15 protein-coding genes are annotated in these 20,063 nt (G+C 33.3%); 12 read left to right on the top strand and 3 right to left on the bottom strand.

Translation table 11 applies throughout. The annotated features are described in order from the left end of the window. Positions 1-76: 76 nt before the first annotated feature. Entirely contained in the window at positions 77-1,081 is a 1,005-nt protein-coding gene (locus tag J2W48_RS07750; RefSeq protein WP_310280053.1) for an AAA family ATPase, read from the bottom strand. 212 nt (positions 1,082-1,293) lie between these two features. Between J2W48_RS07750 and J2W48_RS07755 the strand changes: the two genes are divergently transcribed. The 4 genes from J2W48_RS07755 (at position 1,294) to J2W48_RS07770 (ending at position 4,600) form a co-directional block, all read left to right on the top strand. Then, the gene (locus J2W48_RS07755) at positions 1,294-2,166 is read left to right on the top strand and encodes an aldo/keto reductase (RefSeq protein WP_310280055.1); all 873 of its coding nucleotides are present in this window, start codon (positions 1,294-1,296) and stop codon (positions 2,164-2,166) included. Positions 2,167-2,209: 43 nt separating this feature from the next. Further along, a complete protein-coding gene (locus J2W48_RS07760; protein WP_310280057.1) occupies positions 2,210-2,962 on the top strand; it encodes an SDR family NAD(P)-dependent oxidoreductase in 753 nt (250 codons plus the stop codon). Between the two features lie 32 nt (positions 2,963-2,994). Next, complete coding sequence (locus J2W48_RS07765; RefSeq protein WP_310280059.1) at positions 2,995-3,384, top strand: four helix bundle protein; 390 nt, start codon at positions 2,995-2,997, stop codon at positions 3,382-3,384. Between the two features lie 76 nt (positions 3,385-3,460). Next, on the top strand, positions 3,461-4,600 hold the full coding sequence (locus tag J2W48_RS07770) for an ATP-binding protein (protein ID WP_310280061.1): 1,140 nt from the start codon (positions 3,461-3,463) through the stop codon (positions 4,598-4,600). 58 nt (positions 4,601-4,658) lie between these two features. Here the strand turns inward: J2W48_RS07770 and J2W48_RS07775 are convergent, their stop codons facing one another. Then, positions 4,659-5,402, bottom strand: coding sequence for a DUF3298 and DUF4163 domain-containing protein (locus tag J2W48_RS07775; protein ID WP_310280063.1), 744 nt, complete (start codon positions 5,400-5,402; stop codon positions 4,659-4,661). A 191-nt stretch (positions 5,403-5,593) separates the two neighbouring features. On the opposite strand from J2W48_RS07775, the gene J2W48_RS07780 reads away from it, so the two are divergent. Beyond that, the gene (locus tag J2W48_RS07780) at positions 5,594-6,736 is read left to right on the top strand and encodes a cystathionine gamma-synthase (protein WP_310280065.1); all 1,143 of its coding nucleotides are present in this window, start codon (positions 5,594-5,596) and stop codon (positions 6,734-6,736) included. Positions 6,737-6,791: 55 nt separating this feature from the next. Here the strand turns inward: J2W48_RS07780 and J2W48_RS07785 are convergent, their stop codons facing one another. Next, positions 6,792-7,586: a THC0290_0291 family protein gene (locus J2W48_RS07785; RefSeq protein WP_409025170.1), complete on the bottom strand. Its 795-nt coding sequence runs from the start codon at positions 7,584-7,586 to the stop codon at positions 6,792-6,794. A gap of 324 nt (positions 7,587-7,910) precedes the next feature. On the opposite strand from J2W48_RS07785, the gene gdhA reads away from it, so the two are divergent. From gdhA to ileS, 7 genes are all read left to right on the top strand, one after another. After that, on the top strand, positions 7,911-9,254 hold the full coding sequence (gene gdhA / locus J2W48_RS07790) for an NADP-specific glutamate dehydrogenase (RefSeq protein ID WP_310280069.1): 1,344 nt from the start codon (positions 7,911-7,913) through the stop codon (positions 9,252-9,254). A gap of 128 nt (positions 9,255-9,382) precedes the next feature. Continuing rightward, complete coding sequence (porZ, locus tag J2W48_RS07795) at positions 9,383-11,662, top strand: type IX secretion system anionic LPS delivery protein PorZ (protein ID WP_310280072.1); 2,280 nt, start codon at positions 9,383-9,385, stop codon at positions 11,660-11,662. Positions 11,663-11,740: 78 nt separating this feature from the next. Further along, positions 11,741-12,454 (top strand): DNA repair protein RecO, encoded by a 714-nt coding sequence (gene recO / locus J2W48_RS07800; RefSeq protein WP_310280074.1) that lies wholly within the window; start codon positions 11,741-11,743, stop codon positions 12,452-12,454. A 127-nt stretch (positions 12,455-12,581) separates the two neighbouring features. Continuing rightward, entirely contained in the window at positions 12,582-14,474 is a 1,893-nt protein-coding gene (locus J2W48_RS07805; protein WP_310280076.1) for an outer membrane protein assembly factor BamB family protein, read from the top strand. 52 nt (positions 14,475-14,526) lie between these two features. After that, positions 14,527-15,723, top strand: coding sequence for a hypothetical protein (locus tag J2W48_RS07810; protein WP_310280078.1), 1,197 nt, complete (start codon positions 14,527-14,529; stop codon positions 15,721-15,723). Between the two features lie 10 nt (positions 15,724-15,733). Continuing rightward, entirely contained in the window at positions 15,734-16,447 is a 714-nt protein-coding gene (locus J2W48_RS07815; protein WP_310280080.1) for a hypothetical protein, read from the top strand. A 213-nt stretch (positions 16,448-16,660) separates the two neighbouring features. Further along, complete coding sequence (gene ileS, locus J2W48_RS07820) at positions 16,661-20,062, top strand: isoleucine--tRNA ligase (protein WP_310280082.1); 3,402 nt, start codon at positions 16,661-16,663, stop codon at positions 20,060-20,062. Position 20,063 lies beyond the last annotated feature (1 nt).

Below are 20,063 nucleotides of genomic sequence, written 5' to 3' on the forward strand. Positions count from 1 at the left end.
TAATTTGGTTTACGGTTGTTGGTTGTTGGTTAATGGTTGTATACCATCAACAAAAAACTATCAACCATCAACTTTTTTAAGGTACTTCAATCTCGTTTACGATTTTGTTGATAATGTCTACAGAAGTAATGTTTTCGGCTTCAGCCTCATATGTTATCCCAACTCTGTGACGTAAAACATCATGTACAACAGCGCGGACATCTTCTGGAATTACATATCCACGACGTTTGATGAAAGCGTAACATTTTGCCGCAACGGCTAAATTGATACTTCCACGTGGCGATGCTCCAAAACTAATAAGCGGTTTTAAGTCCGCAAGTTTGTATTTCTCCGGATAACGGGTAGCAAAGATGATATCTAAGATATATTTTTCAATTTTTTCGTCCATGTAAACTTCACGAACAGCTTCTTGTGCACGCAAAATTTGTTCTACAGAAACTACAGGATTTACTTTTTCGTAACTTCCTTTTAGGTTTTGACGAATTACAAATCGCTCTTCATCAATTTTTGGGTAATCAATTACGGTTTTCAGCATGAAACGATCGACTTGTGCTTCAGGAAGCTGGTAAGTTCCTTCCTGCTCAACAGGGTTTTGAGTTGCCAGTACTAAAAACGGGCGATCTAGTTTAAAAGTCGTATCGCCAATAGTAACTTGTTTTTCCTGCATTGCTTCTAATAATGCCGACTGAACCTTAGCCGGTGCACGGTTAATCTCATCTGCAAGTACGAAATTGGCAAAAATTGGCCCTTTTTTAATTGAGAATTCATTTGCCTTGATGTTGTAAATCATTGTTCCAACAACATCGGCTGGTAATAAGTCAGGAGTAAACTGAATACGGCTGAAAGAACCTTGAACAGCCTGAGACAATGTATTTATCGCTAAAGTTTTGGCCAATCCCGGAACACCTTCCAGTAAAATATGGCCTTGTCCCAAAAGCCCGATCAATAAACGCTCGACCATATGTTTCTGACCCACAATAACTTTGTTCATTTCCATTGTAAGAAGGTCTATAAAAGCACTTTCTCTTTCAATTTTTTCATTAATCGCTCTAATGTCTAAAGTCGTTGTATTTTCTTCCATATAAATATTTTTAAAACCTTGTATTTTAAGCCTTTTTTTTGAGAGTGCAAATTGAATATTTTTTAAGAAGTAAGATGTTAAAAAATGGTTAAAACTTCGATCAATCACCTAATTTTAAGGACGAATTGTGATTCTATTTTTATATTTTTAAGAACTTTGATGATTATGCTCTACTAAAGCATAATCAATACCGTAAATAACACAATAATACCATGAATAAAACTGTCTTGTCGCCTATAATTTCAGGCACTATGAATTGGGGACTTTGGGATAAAAATCTCACTTCGAAAGAAATGGAAAACATGATACAAATTTGTATCGAAAACAAAATTACCACCTTTGATCATGCCGATATCTATGGCAATTATACAACTGAAGCCGACTTTGGAATAGCATTTCACAATAGTAAAATTCCGAGAGAAAAATTGCAATTAATTACTAAATGCGGTATTCAGATGGTTACGGAAAGCCGTAACAACAAAATCAAGCATTATGATTATTCTAAAGATTATATCATTTGGTCAGTTGAGGAATCTTTAAAAAAACTGAAAACAGATTATGTTGATGTTTTTTTATTGCACAGACCAAGTCCGTTAATGCAGGCTGATGAAATTGTTGAAGCAGTTGAAAAATTAAAATCGGAAGGAAAAATTATTGATTTTGGACTTTCAAATTTTACCAGCTCTCAAACTGAATTAATTCGGCAAAAAACGGAAGTGAGTTATAATCAGGTGCAATTTTCGGCTACTCATTTTGAATCCATGATTGACGGAAGTTTAGATTATATGCAAGCTCATGAAATTAGGCCATTGTCATGGAATCCGCTTGGAACTGTTTTTAGGGAAGACACCAAAAAAACACGACGTTTAAAAAAATTACTTTCTACTCTGGTTGAAAAATACAGTTTGGGTTCTGATACACTTTTACTTGCCTGGATTTTGAAACATCCGGCCGGAGTTATTCCAATTGCGGGTACGGTTAACGTAGCCAGAATTCAGTCATTGATGAAAGCGGTTGAATTGGAATTAGATAAAGAAGACTGGTTTGCCATCTGGACAGAAAGCATGGGTGATGATGTTGCTTAAAATGATTGAGGATTTAATTTAATAATAGAAGGATTCAAAAAAAATGAAGAAAACAGTTTTAATTACTGGGGCTACAAGCGGAATTGGAAAAGCAACCGCTCAGATTTTTGCCAGGAATGACTATAAAATTATTATTTGCGGAAGAAGAAAAGAGCGATTAACTGAACTTGAAAATGAACTTTCGGGATATACAGAAGTACATTCTTTAGCATTTGATGTTCGTGATAAAAATGCCGTTTTTGAAAGTATAAATTCATTACCGGAATATTTTTCTGAAATTGACGTTTTGATAAATAATGCAGGAAACGCACATGGTTTAGATCCAATTCAGAATGGTGATGTTGACGATTGGGAAGCTATGATCGATATTAATGTGAAAGGGCTTTTGTATGTTTCGAAAGCGATTATTCCGCAAATGACAGAAAGAAAATCAGGACATATCATCAACATTGGATCAACAGCGGCCAAAGAGGTTTATCCAAATGGGAATGTCTATTGTGGATCAAAACACGCTGTAGATGCTATTACTCAGGGAATGCGAATTGATTTAAATCCATACGGAATTAAAGTAGGGGGTATTCACCCCGGATTAGTAGCTACAGAGTTTAGTGAAGTGCGTTTTAAAGGGGATGTTGAAAGAGCTTCAAATGTTTATAAAGGTTTTGATCCTTTACAGGCTGAAGATATTGCCGATATTATTCATTTTGTAGTGTCAAGGCCGTATCATGTAAATATTGCCGATTTGGTTGTCATGTGTACAGCACAGGCGTCATCAACGATTGTTAAGAGGGATTAATTATTGTTTATTTCTATTATTCATTATAAAATATGGCGAATTATAATTCTTTTGAAGAAATGGTAATTTATCAATTAGCGAGGGAACAAAGTAATCAGGTTTGGAGTTTAATTTTGGCTACAGCTTTAGGACAAGATTATAAATTGAGAGAGCAGATAAATGGATCTTCGGGATCCGTTATGGATAATATAGCAGAAGGTTTTGGTCGTGGAGGAAATAAGGAATTTATAACTTTTTTGAGTTATTCAAGAGGATCGTGTTGTGAAACCAAAGCTCAATTGCAAAGATGTTTTGATAGAAAACATATTGATGAGAATAATTTTTTAGAATTAAATGCTAAAGCTCAAATTATAATTGATCAGATTTCTAAGTTTATGAATTATTTGAAAACCTCAGATAAAAAAGGTTCAAAATATGATTAGTAATAAAAATGAATGTGTTAAATATATAGGAAGTAGAAGAATAAATAATAAAAATATAAAATAATCAACTATTGATATGATCAATAAACGCCTTTTAATAAAAAACCTGCTCGCTCATAATGACGAGAGCAGTTTTTATGATAAAAAAAGGCAATTGAATTTGCATTCGCGTGAAGGAAAAGGAAAGTTCCTGAAACACATTTGTGCCTTATCCAATTCAAACCCGACAAATAATTCTTATATCGTGGTAGGAGTAGAAGATCACGACAACGAAATTGTTGGCGATGATTTTTTTGATGATAGCCGGATTCAGAATCTCGTAAATGCTTTTTTAGAAAATCCGCCAAAAATTCAATATGAAAATGTACCTTTTCCGAATCTTCCAAAAGATAAAGTAATTGGATTGGTCACTATTAAACCTAAAAGTAAAGTTTCGTACTTTAAAAAAGGAATTCATACCACTCCCGCAAATAGTGTTTTTGTACGACGAGGAAGTAACTCGGTTCCGGTTGAAGGCGAAATCGAAAAAAATTACCAGAATACAGAAACTGTTATCGGAATTGAAAATAGTTCCCGAAACAGTATCCAATACACACTCGATGGTGTATTTGATTTTATGAATTTCAGGCATAAGGACATGTCTCCAAAATACCATGTTTTTAAGGAACTGTTTGTGATTTGCTGGGCTGGAGTTCCAAAAAAATCCCATGATAAAACCTTCTTGTCCCGAGTAGATATTGAACTAATCAACGAACAAATTAAACTTTTCTATTCAGCTCAGGATGTTGTTACGATTGTTTATGATGAAGATACTTTTACAATAACTGAATATGTCCCGTTAGGATTGAATGACAAAACGAGTTACTATCCGTTAGAGAAACAAACCATTCAGTTTTTTGACAATGGTTATTATAAAATTGACCGTGAAATTCTTTTTCAGCCGCCGGAATTCAATAGAAAAATGCTGCATCATATTTATAATTCAAATGTTGCATTACTTGCTAAATTACAAAAAGGATATGCATTATCAAATCGTGAATTAACTGATTTAGAAAACCTTCCTTCAACTTTTATGATTTGTTATCTCAATGGTTTTGAAGATGCCAGGCAAAAACTGATTGATGCCAAATTACTTTTGAAGCCGTTTGGGCAAGTGTATTCATCTTTTAAAGAAGCATTGCGTATTTTACGAAAAATGAAATATGATGTTCAGTGAAAAGGTTTTTTTTAAAAGGTTCAAAGAATTAAAGTCTTTGAGGTTTTTAGTTTTGAAATTATTGAAAAGCTAAATATTTACTGATTGTATCGTACGAAATAAATATTTCTTTTGGCCCTTCGGCGTAAGAAGCTGCTTCATATGAGTTGTAATACAGAAGCAAGCCTTCATTCGTATAAAAAATATTTTGGGGCAATTGAAATTTATCATTTTCAAACATCAAGCCTGTTGCATTAATATTTGATTTTGCCGGTATTTTATATTTTGCCCTGAATTCTTTTTCGGCGAAAGCCCTGAATTCTTTTTCGTTTTTAAAAATCTGATCGGTAAAAATTGTTTTTCCTGTTTTTGGATCAAATAGTAAAGATCGAAGGCCTTGATAACCATGAGCACCACCTGTAAATGTGTAATGGTCAATTTTAATATTTATAATCTGATCTGATTCAAATTCAACATTTCCTTTGATTTTTGCTTCCCAGCCAAAAGTTTCACCTGGAAATTTTTTATGCATTTCTTCATACGAAGCAATAAAAGAAGCAGCCAGACTATTGTAATCTTTTGCTTCTGAAGGGTTTTCTCCAAAATAAACAATCTCTTTTAAAGTAGTTAATATTTTTTTATTGATACTGTCTGCTACAATAGGGATGTTTTTTGCAATCGGAATGTCAATAGTAATTTTTGGACAGTTATTTTTGCAAGGTAGAGTAGATTTTTTTTTAAATACCTCATTTTTAAATGAGAGCTCTTTGTTACAACTCGTCAGGATCAAAAACAAAAAGACTAGAATAGTATAGTGTTTCATATCAAAAAGTGTTAATTATATACAAAGGTAAGAAGTAGTGTCAGTGTTAAAATAAATTAAACGGTAAATTTGTATACTAAATTAAGCATTTAAATTTGTAACTATATGAAATAAGTTATGTTGAAATGTGGTTTTACAGCATTGATTCTTTGCGAATTACATATGAACCTTAAAAATAAAATTAAACAGATATGAAATTTAATACTAAAGTAATACATGGCGGTCAGCATCATGATCCAAGTACAGGAGCTGTTATGCCTCCGGTATATCAAACTTCGACTTTTATTCAGACAAGTCCTGGACAGCCTTTAGGCGATTATGAGTACAGCAGGGCATCGAATCCAACAAGAACAGCATTAGAAAATGCATTAGCCAGTATCGAAAATGGCACACGCGGATTGGCTTTTTCGTCAGGTTTGGCAGCTACCGATTGTATTTTGAGATCATTTAAAACCGGTGATGAAGTAATTGCCATGGATGATTTATATGGAGGAACATACAGAATGTTTACCCGAATATATAAAGATTCAGGAATTAAATTCCATTTTGTTGATATGACAGATGTTGCAAAATTGAAGTCATTAATTAATGAAAACACGAAATTAGTATGGGTTGAAACACCAACCAATCCATTAATGAAATTGGCCGATATTCAGGAAATTTCAAAAATCACGAAAGAACATAAAATATGGCTGGCAGTCGATAACACGTTTGCAACACCTTATTTGCAAAAACCTCTTGATTTAGGTGCGGATATTGTAATGCATTCTGCTACAAAATATTTAGGCGGGCATTCTGATGTTATTGCCGGAGCCTTAATTGTAAAAGAGGAAGCTTTGGGAGAGCAATTGCATTTTCAACAATTTGCAACCGGAGCAACATTGGGGCCAATGGATAGTTTTTTGGTTTTAAGAGGAATCAAAACACTATCACTGAGGGTGCAGAGACATTGTGAAAATGGAGAAGAAGTGGTCGAGTTTTTAAGTAATCACTCAAAAATTAAAACAGTTTATTATCCGGGATTGAAAAATCATCCTTTTCATGAGATTGCAAAAAAGCAAATGAAAGCTTTTGGCGGAATGGTTTCGTTTACTTTTGCTTCAGGTAAAAAGGAAGATTCGATTGCGTTTTTAGAGAAATTAAAAGTTTTTACTCTCGCCGAATCTTTAGGTGGAGTGGAATCGTTAGCCAATCATCCGGCTTTGATGACACATGCTTCAATTCCTGCAGATAAAAGAGCCGAAGTTGGTATTACAGATGATTTGGTTCGATTAAGCGTTGGTATTGAGGATGCAGAAGATTTAATAGCAGATCTGGAACAGGCTTTATCATAAAAAGACAAAACCCCAATTCTTTTACGAGTTGGGGTTTTGTCTTTTATTGTATAATTTAAAATTCTAAATAATAAACATATCCAAAATTAAACCATACCTGAGAGTCATTGGACTTGTTTTCTTTGTAAATATTTTTGTTTGGATTTAATCCGTCAATCCAGTCTGATGTGAATCCCTGATAACGAATTTCAAACATTAAATCGTTCATTTCATTCAATTTATAATGGACACCGGCTCCAATAATACCTGAAATTGCAGCACCGCTTTCACTTGAAAAACCATATTGTCGGCCATCTGAAGGCATTAGATATTTTGGGTAGGTAATAGCCGGATCACCCAATTGTCCCATTGAAGAAGATGCTTCGGTATTATAAAAACTTGCCATTATTCCAAGACTGATATAAGGATTAAAGCTGCCAATAGTATTTTCGAAATCATGAATTTTAATGAAAGGAAAAAACTCAACCTGAGTACCAACGTTCAACAAAGTTGTTTTTCCGCTCATAGCTCTAAGTTGTTGCGTGTCTATAGCTCCAGGGTCACGTTCAACCCACTGTCCAAAATGCTGCAAGTTAATTTTATTGAATGAGAGTTCGGAACGAAGTTTAAAATGCTCATTAAAATAATAATCCCGATTGGCATTTGAGGAGAAGTTTAAAAAGTGAACAATTCCTACTCCAAAACCGTTATTTCCAATATTGGTGTCGAAATTGTTTCTTTCACCATAATCTGACTGAAAAATTACGGGGCCAAAAATGACTCCTATTTCGTGGGCTAAGTTTAACTGAGCATGTGATACCGTTGTGATACCAAATATTGTAAAAAAAACTAAGGCTATTTGCTTGAACATGAGTTTAGGGGCTTTCAAATCATTGGCAAATATATAAAAAACATGTTCCATTCAAAATAATTAATTGATCAATTAATAAATATCTAGTAAAATACTTAAATTCTTAACGAAAAGGAGATAATTTTATTGCAAAAGAATAGTCTAAAAAGGCATTCTTAATTTTGTTTGAAAAATCGGTAATTCGATAATTCTAATTAAGAAAAAACAAAATTTGATTATCATTTTACTGTATCTTTGCCCTTTAACGAAAACGTTTTCTTAAGCGTATTTTCTTATTTAAATTGAGTGAATATAAAATAATTTATTTGAATAATTTATTTCAAAATGAAACAAAAAATAAATGAATTTATGGCTCTTGTAGAGTCAAAAAATCCAAACGAGCCGGAATTTCTTCAAGCCGTAAGAGAATTTGCAGAAACGGTAATTCCATTTATTGCAGAGCAAAAAAAATACGATGGAAAAAACTTACTTTTAAGAATTGCAGAGCCGGAACGTTCTATAATTTTCAGGGTTCCATGGGTAGATGATAAAGGGGAAATAATTGTAAACAGAGGATTTAGAATTCAGATGAACTCTGCAATTGGACCTTACAAAGGCGGAATCAGATTTCATCATACCGTAAATTTATCTGTTTTAAAATTTTTGGCTTTTGAGCAGGTTTTTAAAAACAGTTTGACAACACTTCCGATGGGCGGTGGAAAAGGGGGGTCTGACTTTGATCCCGAAGGTAAGTCTGATGGTGAAATAATGCGCTTTTGCCAATCTTTTATGACAGAATTATGTCGTCATATAGGTCCTGATTTAGATGTACCTGCCGGAGATATTGGGGTTGGTGCCAGAGAAATAGGTTATTTATTTGGGCAATATAAAAGAATCAGAAATGAATTTACCGGAGTTTTAACCGGAAAAGGAATCGCTTATGGAGGGTCATTAATCAGACCTGAAGCTACCGGATATGGAGTTGTTTATTTTACGGATCAGATGTTACGCACTATCGGACATGAGATTAAAGGGAAGAGAGTAGCAATTTCAGGATTTGGAAATGTAGCCTGGGGGGTTGCCTTAAAAATAAATGAGTTAGGAGGGAAAGTGCTAACAATTTCCGGACCTGATGGTTATATTTATGATGAGGAAGGGATTTCAGGAGACAAAATAGATCATATGCTCGAAATGAGAGCGAGTGGTGATAACAGGGCAGAGGTTTATCTTCAGAAATATCCAAATGCTGTTTTTCATAAAGGAAAAAGTCCTTGGGAAGTAAAAGTAGATATAGCCATACCATGTGCCACTCAAAATGAACTTAACGGAGAAGATGCCCAGAAACTAATTGATAATGGCGTGTTATGTGTTACGGAAGCTGCAAATATGCCTTCAACATTAGATGCAATTAAATTGTTCTTAGATAATAAGGTTTTATTTGCGCCTGGAAAAGCGGCAAATGCAGGTGGCGTTGCTGCATCTGGACTTGAAATGACGCAAAATTCAATTCGTTTGAACTGGACAAGCGAAGAGGTAGATTTGAGATTAAAAGATATTATGGTTGGTATTCATAACCAATGTAAAAAATACGGTATGGGTGATGACGGTTATGTAAATTATGTAAAAGGAGCTAACATTGCAGGGTTTGTAAAAGTAGCAGATGCTATGCTTGCTCAGGGTGTAGTATAATTTCAATATAATTTAGAAGATTGCCTTCAGTTGTCATTTATATGATAAATTGAAGGCATTTTTATTTAAGAGAACAAAATTCTAATACTTTCGTTTGTATTATATTTGCCAATCTGAATTATTCAATAATGAAAAGAAATTTTTTATATATTTTACTTTTGATAATTGCTCAAAGTAACTTTGCGCAGAGTAAATTATCCTGGCAAGGCTATTTTTCGTATAATAACATTAAAGATCTTTCAGCAAATTCAACAGATGTTTATGCTGCTTCTGAGAATGCTTTATTTTCTAAAAACCCAGCTACGAATCTTATTAAAACGATAACTACTGTTGATGGGCTTTCCGGTCAGACGATATCAGCAACTTATTATAGTGACATTTTCAAAAAAAGAATAATAGGTTATGAAAATGGTTTGCTGATTGTTATAAATGAAACTGATGGAAGTTTGTTGAAAATAGTGGATATCATTAATAAACAATTACCAACGAACCTCAAAAAGATAAATCATTTTATGGAGCATGAAGGATTGGTATATGTTTCTTGTGATTTTGGAATTGTACAATTTAATCTAAAAACGTTGCAATTTGGAGACACTTATTTTATTGGCAATGTTGGAGCACAAATTAACGTAAGACAAACGGCTTTTTTTAATGGATTTATTTTTGCAGCAACTTCAAATGGAATAAGAAAAGCTGATGCCAGTAACTCAAATCTAATTGATTACAACCAATGGTCAATTGTGAATTCTGGCAATTGGAGCAGCGTAGAAACTTTGGATTCAGAACTAATTGCGATTAACGCATCGGGATACATTCATAGATATAATTCTAATATGTTTGTTGGATTTTTGCAGCTTCCACAAACATCTACTGATATGCGAGCGGTAAATCATAATTTATTTGTTACAACACCAAATTCTATTTACGTATATAATAATCAAATGGTTCTCAATCGTCAGATTTCCAATACACAGGTTTTGAACGATAAATTGAGTTTTACCTGTACAATTGCTGTTGGTGATGTGATTTATATTGGAACCAGAGAAAATGGTTTGTTTAGTTCCTCAATTTCAACAACAGAGTTCGAAAATAGTACGCCAAGCGGGCCTTTAAGAAATAGTATTTTTTCAATAGATGCGGCTTCAAATCAAACCTGGTTAGTTTATGGGGATTATAATTCATCTTACAATCCGTATCCTTTAGACAGTTATGGAATTAGTAAATATAGCTCATCGGGTTGGCTTAATATTCCGTACTCAGAAGTTTTTGATGCTAAATCAATGACTCGGATTATAATAAATCCAAAGAATGAAAATCAGGTTTATGCAAGTTCTTTTTTCTCTGGATTATTAAAAATTGAAAATGATGTTCCGTCTGTGTTATATAATGAAAAAAATAGCGGTTTAGAAACTTTAACCTTTGTTGGGCCTAATTATATTGATGTTCGTATAAACGGAACTGCTTTTGATAAAACAGGAAATCTTTGGATAACCAATAGTTTAGTTAAAAACGGACTGAAAGTTTTAAGGACTAATGGACAATGGCAAAGTTATTCGATGGAAAGTATTCTTGATAACGCTGAAAATACAAGTTATGGAAATATAGCTGTTGATAAAAATAACACAAAATGGATAGCTACTAATAGAAATGGCGTCATAGGGTTTAACGAAAATTCAAACACTTTTAAAAAAATGACTTTTGGCGCTGATGCAGGAAATTTACCAATTGTTGATGTGAGAACCGTTGTGGTTGATACAAAAAATCAGTTATGGATAGGAACAACAAAAGGCCTCCGTGTTTTATCCAATGTTGGGAATTTTCAATCCGAAAATCAATTAAAAGCAAATCCAATTATCATTACAGAAGACAACTTGGCTCAAGAATTATTATATGAGCAATTCATTACATCAATTGCAGTTGATGGAGCTAATAATAAATGGATAGGGACTATTGATTCAGGAGTTTTTATGGTGTCTCCAAATGGTCAGGAAACCAAGTATCATTTTACCATAAATAATTCCCCTTTGCCAAGTAACGGAATTAATGATGTTAAAATAAATAGTGTAACGGGAGAGGTTTTTATAGCGACAAATAAAGGAATGATTTCGTTTAAAGGAATTGCAACCGAGGCAAATGAAAACCTGAACAATGTTTATGTGTATCCTAATCCGGTACGTCCGGCATATTCCGGAACAGTAAAAATTGCAGGATTACTCGATAAAGCAACTATTAAAATTACTGATATCGAAGGGAATTTAGTTTATGAAACTATTTCTGAAGGCGGAACAATTGAATGGGATACCTCGGCTTTTGGAAAATATAAAGTAGCATCAGGAGTGTATATGATTTTTATTTCAGCTCAGGACGGTGGTGAAACCAAAGTCAAGAAAGTAATGATTATTAGATAGTAGAAGTCTGAAAGCCTAAAAGTTCAAAAGTGGAAGAATTTTAAATTCTAAGGAGTCTAATAATCTAATAACCTGATTTTGTTAGTAAAAACTAAAGCAATCGTAATTTCATCATTAAAATTTCAGGAAAAAAGTCTGATCGTAAAATGTTTTACGCTTTCAAACGGCCTGAAGTCTTATTTTGTACGCGATGCTTTTTCGAGTAAAAAAGCCAGTCAAAAGATTGCTTATTTTCAGCCCTTGTCAATTCTGGAGATTGAGGCAGTTCATAAAAACAAAGGCACTTTAGAAAATTTTAAAGAAATAAAAATTGCAATACCGTTTCAAAGTATTCATACTGATCTTGTAAAAAGTACGATGGTAATGTTTCTTTCTGAAATTTTGCATCATTCGATTCAGGAAGAAGAAAAAAACGAATCTCTTTTTGTGTTTTTAGAAACTGCGCTGACATGGCTTGACCATCATGATGAAATTTCTAATTTTCATTTAATCTTAATGTTGGAAACAACAAAATATCTGGGGTTTTATCCTGATATTTCAGAAATTGATTTGCCTTATTTTGAAATGAATGAGGGAACTTTTACACTATTTCATGGTATAAGCGCATTGACAGAACATGAAACAAAGCTCTTTAAAAAATTAATTGAGTTGAAATTTGATAATGATCAAAAAGTGTTTCATGTTATAGAAAGGCAAATTTTACTTAAAATTTTAATTGATTATTACAGTTTTCATTTGGATGGATTTAAAAAGCCAAAATCACTTGAAATTTTGAAAGAAATATTTTCTTAATTTTTGAAACCTATTTTTATATATTTGCGAAGTGATTTTATTAAAAATTGAGATATTTTTCTCTTTTTTCTAATTTAATTTCGCAAAATGATCCAGATTTAAATTATTAATTTATTAAAAAACAACTATGAAGAAAATTACATTTTCGATTATTTTACTTTTATTAGTGAGTGTTTCAGCTGTTTCCCAAAGGAAATATGATGAAATAGTTACCACAGAGAACAATGTACAGGATTTAGTACAAAACGAAATTACAGGAATCGTTGTTTTTAAAGAAGGAGGAACTGTAAAAGGCTTAGATCCTGAAACTAAAAAAGTAGTCTGGACTTTAACCAAGGAAGATTTTGGATCTACATCAGCAGGAGATATTTTAAGCGATCCGGATTTTGGAAAAGTTTTTAAAGATAAAAGTGCTTTAACAAGCGTTTCTGGCAGTCCGTATGTTGAAGCTTATATCAATAATAAGTACATAATCATTAATACTGATACGGGTAAAATAGTTTATAACTCTTCTAAAGAATCTTTTTGGGTAACACAGTCAGATTTTATCCCGGAAACAAACGAGTATTTGCTTACTTTGAAAAAAGATGGAGATATGGCAATTGCATTGTTAGACATGCAAACGGGAGAATTAAAATGGAATACTGTTGTAGATAAAGCAAAATCATTATTCAGCTTCTCTTTTAAGGAATCTGCAAACACTAACATTGCAACAGTGCATGGATTGGTAATTTATTATTTATTGTATGGAAAGTTATATTCTTTTGACAGAAGCTCAGGAAAATTAAACTGGAAAGGAGAAGAAGATTATTCTAAATTCTTTTTAACTCAAAATGATAAAAATATTGTTGTTGTTAATAATACAGGAACTTTTTCGACAAAACAATACCTGAATGTTTTAAACACTGATAACGGAAAAAGTATCTGGAAGGAATCTATCAAAACAAAAAGAGTTGTTTATCTTGAAGATTGGGGATCAAAATTGTTAGTAGCTCATTTTAGCGGTTTTAACTTTTATGACTTAAACTCAGGTGAAAAAATCTGGAAAAAAGATGCCCGCGGAGATGGTTTAAAAAGAGTTATTCCGATCGAACAGGATTTCTTGTATGTGGCTGAAAATGAAATGATGTTAATTAATAAGGACGGAGAAAAGCTTTGGAAAAAATTCATTGAAATTTCTGACGATAAAGAAGATCCAATTTATTATTTAGGAAAAGTAGGTGAAAAAGTAATGTATCTTACAGGCACTTACGGAAACATGGTTGATTACAAAACCGGTATCAAGCTTTGGAAACGTAATATTAATTTTGATAAAAACCGTCCGGTTTTACCAACTTATGATGAAGCTACAAATTCTTACCTGGTGTACAATGATGAAAAATTATACAAATTTGATCCAAGTATAAGCGATAAGCCAGAGCCTTTTGCTAAAGTAAATGTTAAGAAAGAAAAGGAACTAAACAGTATCGAGCAATTTCCTTGGGGAGTTGTACTTTCAGGCCCGGTTGAAGTAATGGGGGTTAACATGGATGGAACAATAAAATACCACAAAATTTATACACAACCAGGTGAAGGCACTAGACGTCTTATAAAAAGCGCTGCAATTGCAGGAAGCATTGGTTTAGGTGTTGGTTCAGTAGTGAGTGATATAAAAGGTGCTGAATTAACAATGACATACCGTGATTCTTCAGGAAACATGAGATCGACAGTTATAAAAAAGGAAGATAAGACTAATCAGGATCAGGCAAAAGGTTATGCTGCCGGTTCAGCAGCTCTTGGGATAGTAGCGGCTAAATTTAATTCTCGTTTCAATGCAATGAAACAGAACAGAGATTTCTCTTATATTTTTGCAAAAGCAGATACAGGAGAAAAAGTTCTGGTTAAAGTTAACAAAGCAGACGGAGTTGAGGTTGACAAAATTATTTTCAACAATAATAAACCAATTTATGAAATTGACCCGGCAACTCAGAATATTTTTTATGTTTCTGATAAGTCTATTCAGATTTTTAATAAAAAATAAGAATTTAAAACTCAAGACCATCAGAATTTATTCTGGTGGTTTTTTTATGCCTATGAAAAAAATAGTACTCTTAATCGCTTTGCTTGTAATTGGTGCAATTCAGGCACAAGAAAAAATAAACTCAAAAAAGAAGAAATTTTATATACCCGTAATTGAGTATTCAGAATTTCCTGTTCTTGATAATGCATTAACGCAAACCACTTTTTATCAAATGGATAAGCAGTTAATACAAGAAGAGGCTATATTGAAGAAGCATTATTTTAATATAGAAGGGTTTATAAAAGATCCTGCAAACGGAAAGCTAAGAATTTATTTAACTATCGAACTGCCACAGTATAAAGCAACAAAAATCGATAGTACATTTGATAAAAAGAATAATGACTGGAAATTTCACGCATTTTCTAATTACAGTGTAAAGATAAAACTGGAAGCGAAATGTGCTGATAAAGTATTGTTATCTGAAGATTTCAATACTGTAGAATCGTATACAATTGGTGTTAGTTCTCAAAAGGATAAGTTGAGAGCAGCAATAGATATAAATAATAAAAAAATAGCCGAGGCAGAGAAAAATGGCAGTTACACTGCTGAAGAGTTAGGTTTAGATGTAATGGTCTACGGTTCTGTCCACTCAATACAAAACTATCTTAACTACAAATTAAAGTATACGATAGGCGAATCTAAAATAAAGTTTGAATTTGTAACTTCAAAAGGACATTCTGAATATAATCAAATGTTAGCATTTGAAAACGAAATCACTTCTCAGATGGAGAAAGTTACTCTTGAAAAAGGTTTAGATGAAAAATTACTGACACCACATTTGCAATATCTGGAAAGTTTGTTGGTTAAATACCCGCCTTCGCCTGTAAATGAAAACATTCGGTTCATCGTAACAAACAATTTAGCAGAAACTTATTTTTTGCTTGAAAATAAAGAAAAAACATTACTGTATGCAAATTTACTTGTAGAAAATGATAAACAAGACTCCAGAGGTTCTTCAATCATTAAAAGAGTAAATAATGCCAATTTTGCCGATAAAAAAATTAGAAGTCACACAACCCGTTTTGTAGATCTTCAAAAATTAGGACTTAAAATTGCTGAAGAAAAAGAAGAAAAAAGGCTCGCTTTCTTTGAAAAAATAGAACAACAGGATGCAGAGTGGGAAATTGAAAAGGCAAATAGAGAAGCAAATGTTGAGAAAACAAGAATGCAACGATTTAATATGCTGGATTCAATACCCCTATCAGCTTAATCCTAATTTATTGGCTAAAATAATAGCTAATTTAGGCGGTAGTGATGCATTAAAGAAAGTTGAAAAAGCGCATTTATTTTCTAAGCTCAAAATTGAAGGAAATAATATACCGCAAACAGAAGAAAAGTGGGCAACAACTTCAAATTATCTTCTTCGAAAAAAAATGCCTGAAACTTATTATGAAATTGTTAATGGGCCTGAAGCATGGAGTCATGACGATCGCGAAAGTGGTGTAAACGCAAAATGGGCAAAATTATCTGCTTATGATTACAGCAACTTGTCCAAGAATGTTGATTTGGTAAACTTTCTTACAGATTTAAGGCTTGATTTATGGAATAATTTTGAAGTTTTAGAAGATGAAATGTATGAAGGAAGAATGTGCTATCACCTGAATTATTTTGAAAAAACATTAAGTACAGGTAACAGAACAATTCCAAAAACAGATTATCATGTTTTTATTGACAAGGAAAATTTTAATATCGTATCTACTGAAAAAACAGAATTTGATAACGGAAATAAGAGTTTTTTTGAAAGAAAACTTTTTGGAGATTATCGTCCTGTTGCAGCATTAAACTCCGGAAAAATTCCTCATAAAATAAACTATGAAATTGAGGATTTTAATGGTGAAACTTTTTATCAGGAACTAAGAGAAAAAATTGAAGTAAATCCTGTTTTTGGGAATAGGATTTTCATGAAAGAAGTTTATTTCGGAGGGTTTAAATAAGTAAATTATTTAATAATAAATAGCACTGATTGTTTTAAGGAATATCTTAAAGCAATCAGTTTTTTATTTAATAAAGTCTTTTTTTTTAATCAAAGCTTATAAAAAGTTTTTTTTAAAATAGCTGATCGTTCTGATTCTTTCTTTTTTCTGTTATCTTTTATCTATTTTCCTCAAAATTCCTTACTTTCGCACCTCGATTAAGAAAAGGATAAAATGAGCACAAAATTTACTGAATACAAAGGACTTGACTTGCCAACGGTAGCGTCAGAAGTTCTTGATTTTTGGAAGAAAGAAAATATATTTGAAAAGAGCGTAACTACCCGTGAAGGTGCAGAGCCTTACGTATTTTTTGAAGGACCGCCTTCAGCAAACGGATTACCGGGAATTCACCATGTGATGGCACGTGCGATTAAAGATATTTTTTGCAGATATAAAACTCAAAAAGGTTTTCAGGTAAAAAGAAAAGCCGGTTGGGATACACACGGATTACCTGTAGAATTAGGTACCGAAAAAGAACTTGGAATTACAAAAGAAGATATCGGGAAAACAATTTCGATCGAAGAATATAACGAAGCGTGTAAAAAAACCGTAATGCGTTATACAGACGTATGGAATGATTTGACCGAAAAAATGGGATATTGGGTTGATATGGAAGATCCGTATGTAACTTATAAACCAAAATATATGGAGTCTGTTTGGTGGCTTTTGAAACAAATCTACGATAAAGGTTTGTTGTATAAAGGATATACTATTCAGCCTTATTCTCCAAAAGCAGGAACAGGATTGTCTTCTCATGAAGTTAATCAGCCCGGAGCTTATCGAGATGTTACCGATACTACGATTGTAGCTCAGTTTAAAACATTGCCGGAAACATTGCCAGGCTTTTTACAAGGTTTTGGAGATATTCACATCTTGGCCTGGACGACAACACCCTGGACATTGCCATCGAATACAGCTTTAACAGTTGGTCCAAAAATCGATTACGTTTTAGTAAAAACATTCAATCAATATACTTTTGAACCTGTAAATGTTGTTTTGGCTAAAAATTTAGTTGGAAAACAATTCGGAAAAGGATTTTTCGTGAGTGAAGATGATGCTGATTTTGACAAAGTAAAAAATGGCGACAAACAACTTCCGTATAAAATCTTGGCAGAAGCTAAAGGAGCTGATTTAGTTGAAATCCGTTACGAACAATTATTACCGTATGTATTGCCTTATCAAAATGCAGAAAATGCATTCAGGGTAATTGCCGGAGATTTTGTTACTACTGAAGACGGAACAGGAATTGTACATACCGCTCCAACTTTTGGTGCAGATGATGCTAAAGTAGCAAAAGAAGCAAAACCGGAAGTGCCGCCAATGTTGGTTTTGGATGAAAATGGAACAGCTGTTCCTTTAGTCGATTTACAAGGAAAATTTACTTCCCACATGGGTGAATTAGCCGGTAAATATGTTAAAAACGAATATTATGATGAAGGGCAAGCTCCGGAACGTTCTGTTGATGTTGAAATTGCTATCCGTTTAAAAGAAGAAAATAAAGCCTTTAAGGTTGAAAAATACGTACATAGTTATCCACACAGCTGGAGAACAGATGAACCATTGTTATATTATCCGCTAGATTCCTGGTTCATTAAAGTAACCGATGTTAAAGACAGAATGTTCGATTTGAACGAAACGATCAACTGGAAACCTAAATCTACTGGTGAGGGACGTTTTGGAAATTGGCTGAAAAATGCCAACGACTGGAACTTATCCCGTTCCAGATATTGGGGTATTCCGCTGCCAATTTGGAGAACTGAAGATAAAAAAGAAGAAGTTCTTATTGGTTCTGTTGAAGAATTGTACAATGCGATCGAAAAATCTATCAAAGCCGGTTTTCAAAAAGAAAACCCGTTTAAAGGTTTCGAGATTGGGAATATGTCTGAATCAAACTATGATTTAATTGATTTGCACAAAAACGTAGTTGATGAAATTACTTTGGTTTCGGATTCAGGCCAGCCAATGAAACGTGAAAGCGATTTAATTGATGTTTGGTTTGATTCTGGTGCAATGCCTTATGCACAATGGCATTATCCTTTTGAAAACAAAGATAAAATTGACGAGAATAAAGATTTTCCTGCGAATTTTATCGCCGAAGGTGTTGATCAGACTCGTGGATGGTTTTATACGTTACACGCTATCGGAACTTTGGTTTTTGATAAAGTAGCGTATAAAAACGTGGTTTCGAATGGTTTGGTTTTGGATAAAAACGGACAAAAAATGTCGAAACGTTTAGGAAATGCAACAGATCCTTTTGAAACGATAAAAGAGTATGGTCCTGATGCCACGCGTTGGTACATGATCTCAAACGCAAATCCTTGGGATAACTTAAAGTTTGATTTGGAAGGAATTGCTGAGGTTCGCCGTAAATTCTTCGGAACTTTATACAATACGTATTCATTCTTTTCGTTATATGCCAATATTGATGGTTTTAAATATGCTGAAACGGAAATCCCGTTAAACGAAAGGCCTGAAATTGATCAGTGGATTATTTCTGAATTGCATACATTAATAAAATTTGTTGATGAATGTTATGAAGATTATGAGCCTACAAAAGCAACAAGGGCGATTTCTGACTTCGTTCAGGAAAATTTAAGTAACTGGTATGTTCGTTTATGCCGTCGTCGTTTCTGGAAAGGCGAATATGCCCATGATAAAATTGCAGCTTACCAAACTCTTTATACTTGTTTACTAACGATCAGTAAACTAAGTGCTCCGGTCGCTCCTTTTTTCATGGATAAATTGTACAAAGACTTAACTGGTTCAACGCAAACTGAGCAATATGCCAGTGTTCACTTGGCTGAGTTTCCAAAATTTGTCGAAAACTTTGTTAATAAAACGTTAGAAAGCAAAATGCAGAAGGCGCAAACCATCTCGTCGTTGGTTTTATCGTTGCGTAAAAAGGAAATGATTAAAGTGCGTCAACCATTGCAAAAGGTAATGATTCCGGTACTTGACGAAAATCAAAGAGCTGAAATTGAAGCTATTTCCGAGCTTGTAAAAGCCGAGGTAAACGTTAAAGAGATCATGCTTTTGGATGATGCCTCAGGTATTTTAGTAAAACAAATTAAACCTAATTTTAAAGCATTGGGGCCTCGTTTTGGTAAAGATATGGGTCTGATTTCCAAAGAAATACAGTCTTTTTCGGCTGATCAAATTAATCAATTAGATAAGCAGGGCGCGTTAGATATTGTTATTGCTGGAAATAACGTAACTTTATCACTAGAAGATGTCGAAATAACATCTCAGGATATCGAAGGATGGCTGGTTGCAAATTCAAACGGAATAACAGTTGCGCTTGATATTACAATCTCTGAAGAATTGAAAAACGAGGGAATCGCAAGGGAATTGGTAAACAGAATTCAAAATATCCGTAAAGATTCCGGATTTGAAGTTACTGATAAGATTAAGGTTCAGATAAAAAGAAACGGTCTTTTAGAAGAGGCTGTTGTAAAAAATAAAGACTATATTAAGTCTGAGACACTAACAGATGATTTGGTTTTTGTGGATGTTTTGGAAAACGGCACAGAAATTGAGTTCGATGACATTAAAACAATGATATTAATTTCAAAATAAT

The organism is Flavobacterium piscis (assembly GCF_031457575.1).
Taxonomy (GTDB): domain Bacteria; phylum Bacteroidota; class Bacteroidia; order Flavobacteriales; family Flavobacteriaceae; genus Flavobacterium; species Flavobacterium piscis_A.

Excerpts from the sequence above, each read along its gene's own strand:
- J2W48_RS07810 (WP_310280078.1), top strand. The coding sequence starts at position 14,527 with ATGAAAAAAATAGTACTCTTAATCGCTTTGCTTGTAATTGGTGCAATT.
- gdhA (WP_310280069.1), top strand. The coding sequence starts at position 7,911 with ATGAAACAAAAAATAAATGAATTTATGGCTCTTGTAGAGTCAAAAAAT.
- J2W48_RS07780 (WP_310280065.1), top strand. The coding sequence starts at position 5,594 with ATGAAATTTAATACTAAAGTAATACATGGCGGTCAGCATCATGATCCA.
- J2W48_RS07760 (WP_310280057.1), top strand. The coding sequence starts at position 2,210 with ATGAAGAAAACAGTTTTAATTACTGGGGCTACAAGCGGAATTGGAAAA.
- J2W48_RS07770 (WP_310280061.1), top strand. The coding sequence starts at position 3,461 with ATGATCAATAAACGCCTTTTAATAAAAAACCTGCTCGCTCATAATGAC.
- J2W48_RS07765 (WP_310280059.1), top strand. The coding sequence starts at position 2,995 with ATGGCGAATTATAATTCTTTTGAAGAAATGGTAATTTATCAATTAGCG.
- J2W48_RS07775 (WP_310280063.1), bottom strand. The coding sequence starts at position 5,402 with ATGAAACACTATACTATTCTAGTCTTTTTGTTTTTGATCCTGACGAGT.
- J2W48_RS07785 (WP_409025170.1), bottom strand. The coding sequence starts at position 7,586 with ATGTTCAAGCAAATAGCCTTAGTTTTTTTTACAATATTTGGTATCACA.
- J2W48_RS07750 (WP_310280053.1), bottom strand. The coding sequence starts at position 1,081 with ATGGAAGAAAATACAACGACTTTAGACATTAGAGCGATTAATGAAAAA.
- J2W48_RS07805 (WP_310280076.1), top strand. The coding sequence starts at position 12,582 with ATGAAGAAAATTACATTTTCGATTATTTTACTTTTATTAGTGAGTGTT.
- porZ (WP_310280072.1), top strand. The coding sequence starts at position 9,383 with ATGAAAAGAAATTTTTTATATATTTTACTTTTGATAATTGCTCAAAGT.
- ileS (WP_310280082.1), top strand. The coding sequence starts at position 16,661 with ATGAGCACAAAATTTACTGAATACAAAGGACTTGACTTGCCAACGGTA.
- J2W48_RS07755 (WP_310280055.1), top strand. The coding sequence starts at position 1,294 with ATGAATAAAACTGTCTTGTCGCCTATAATTTCAGGCACTATGAATTGG.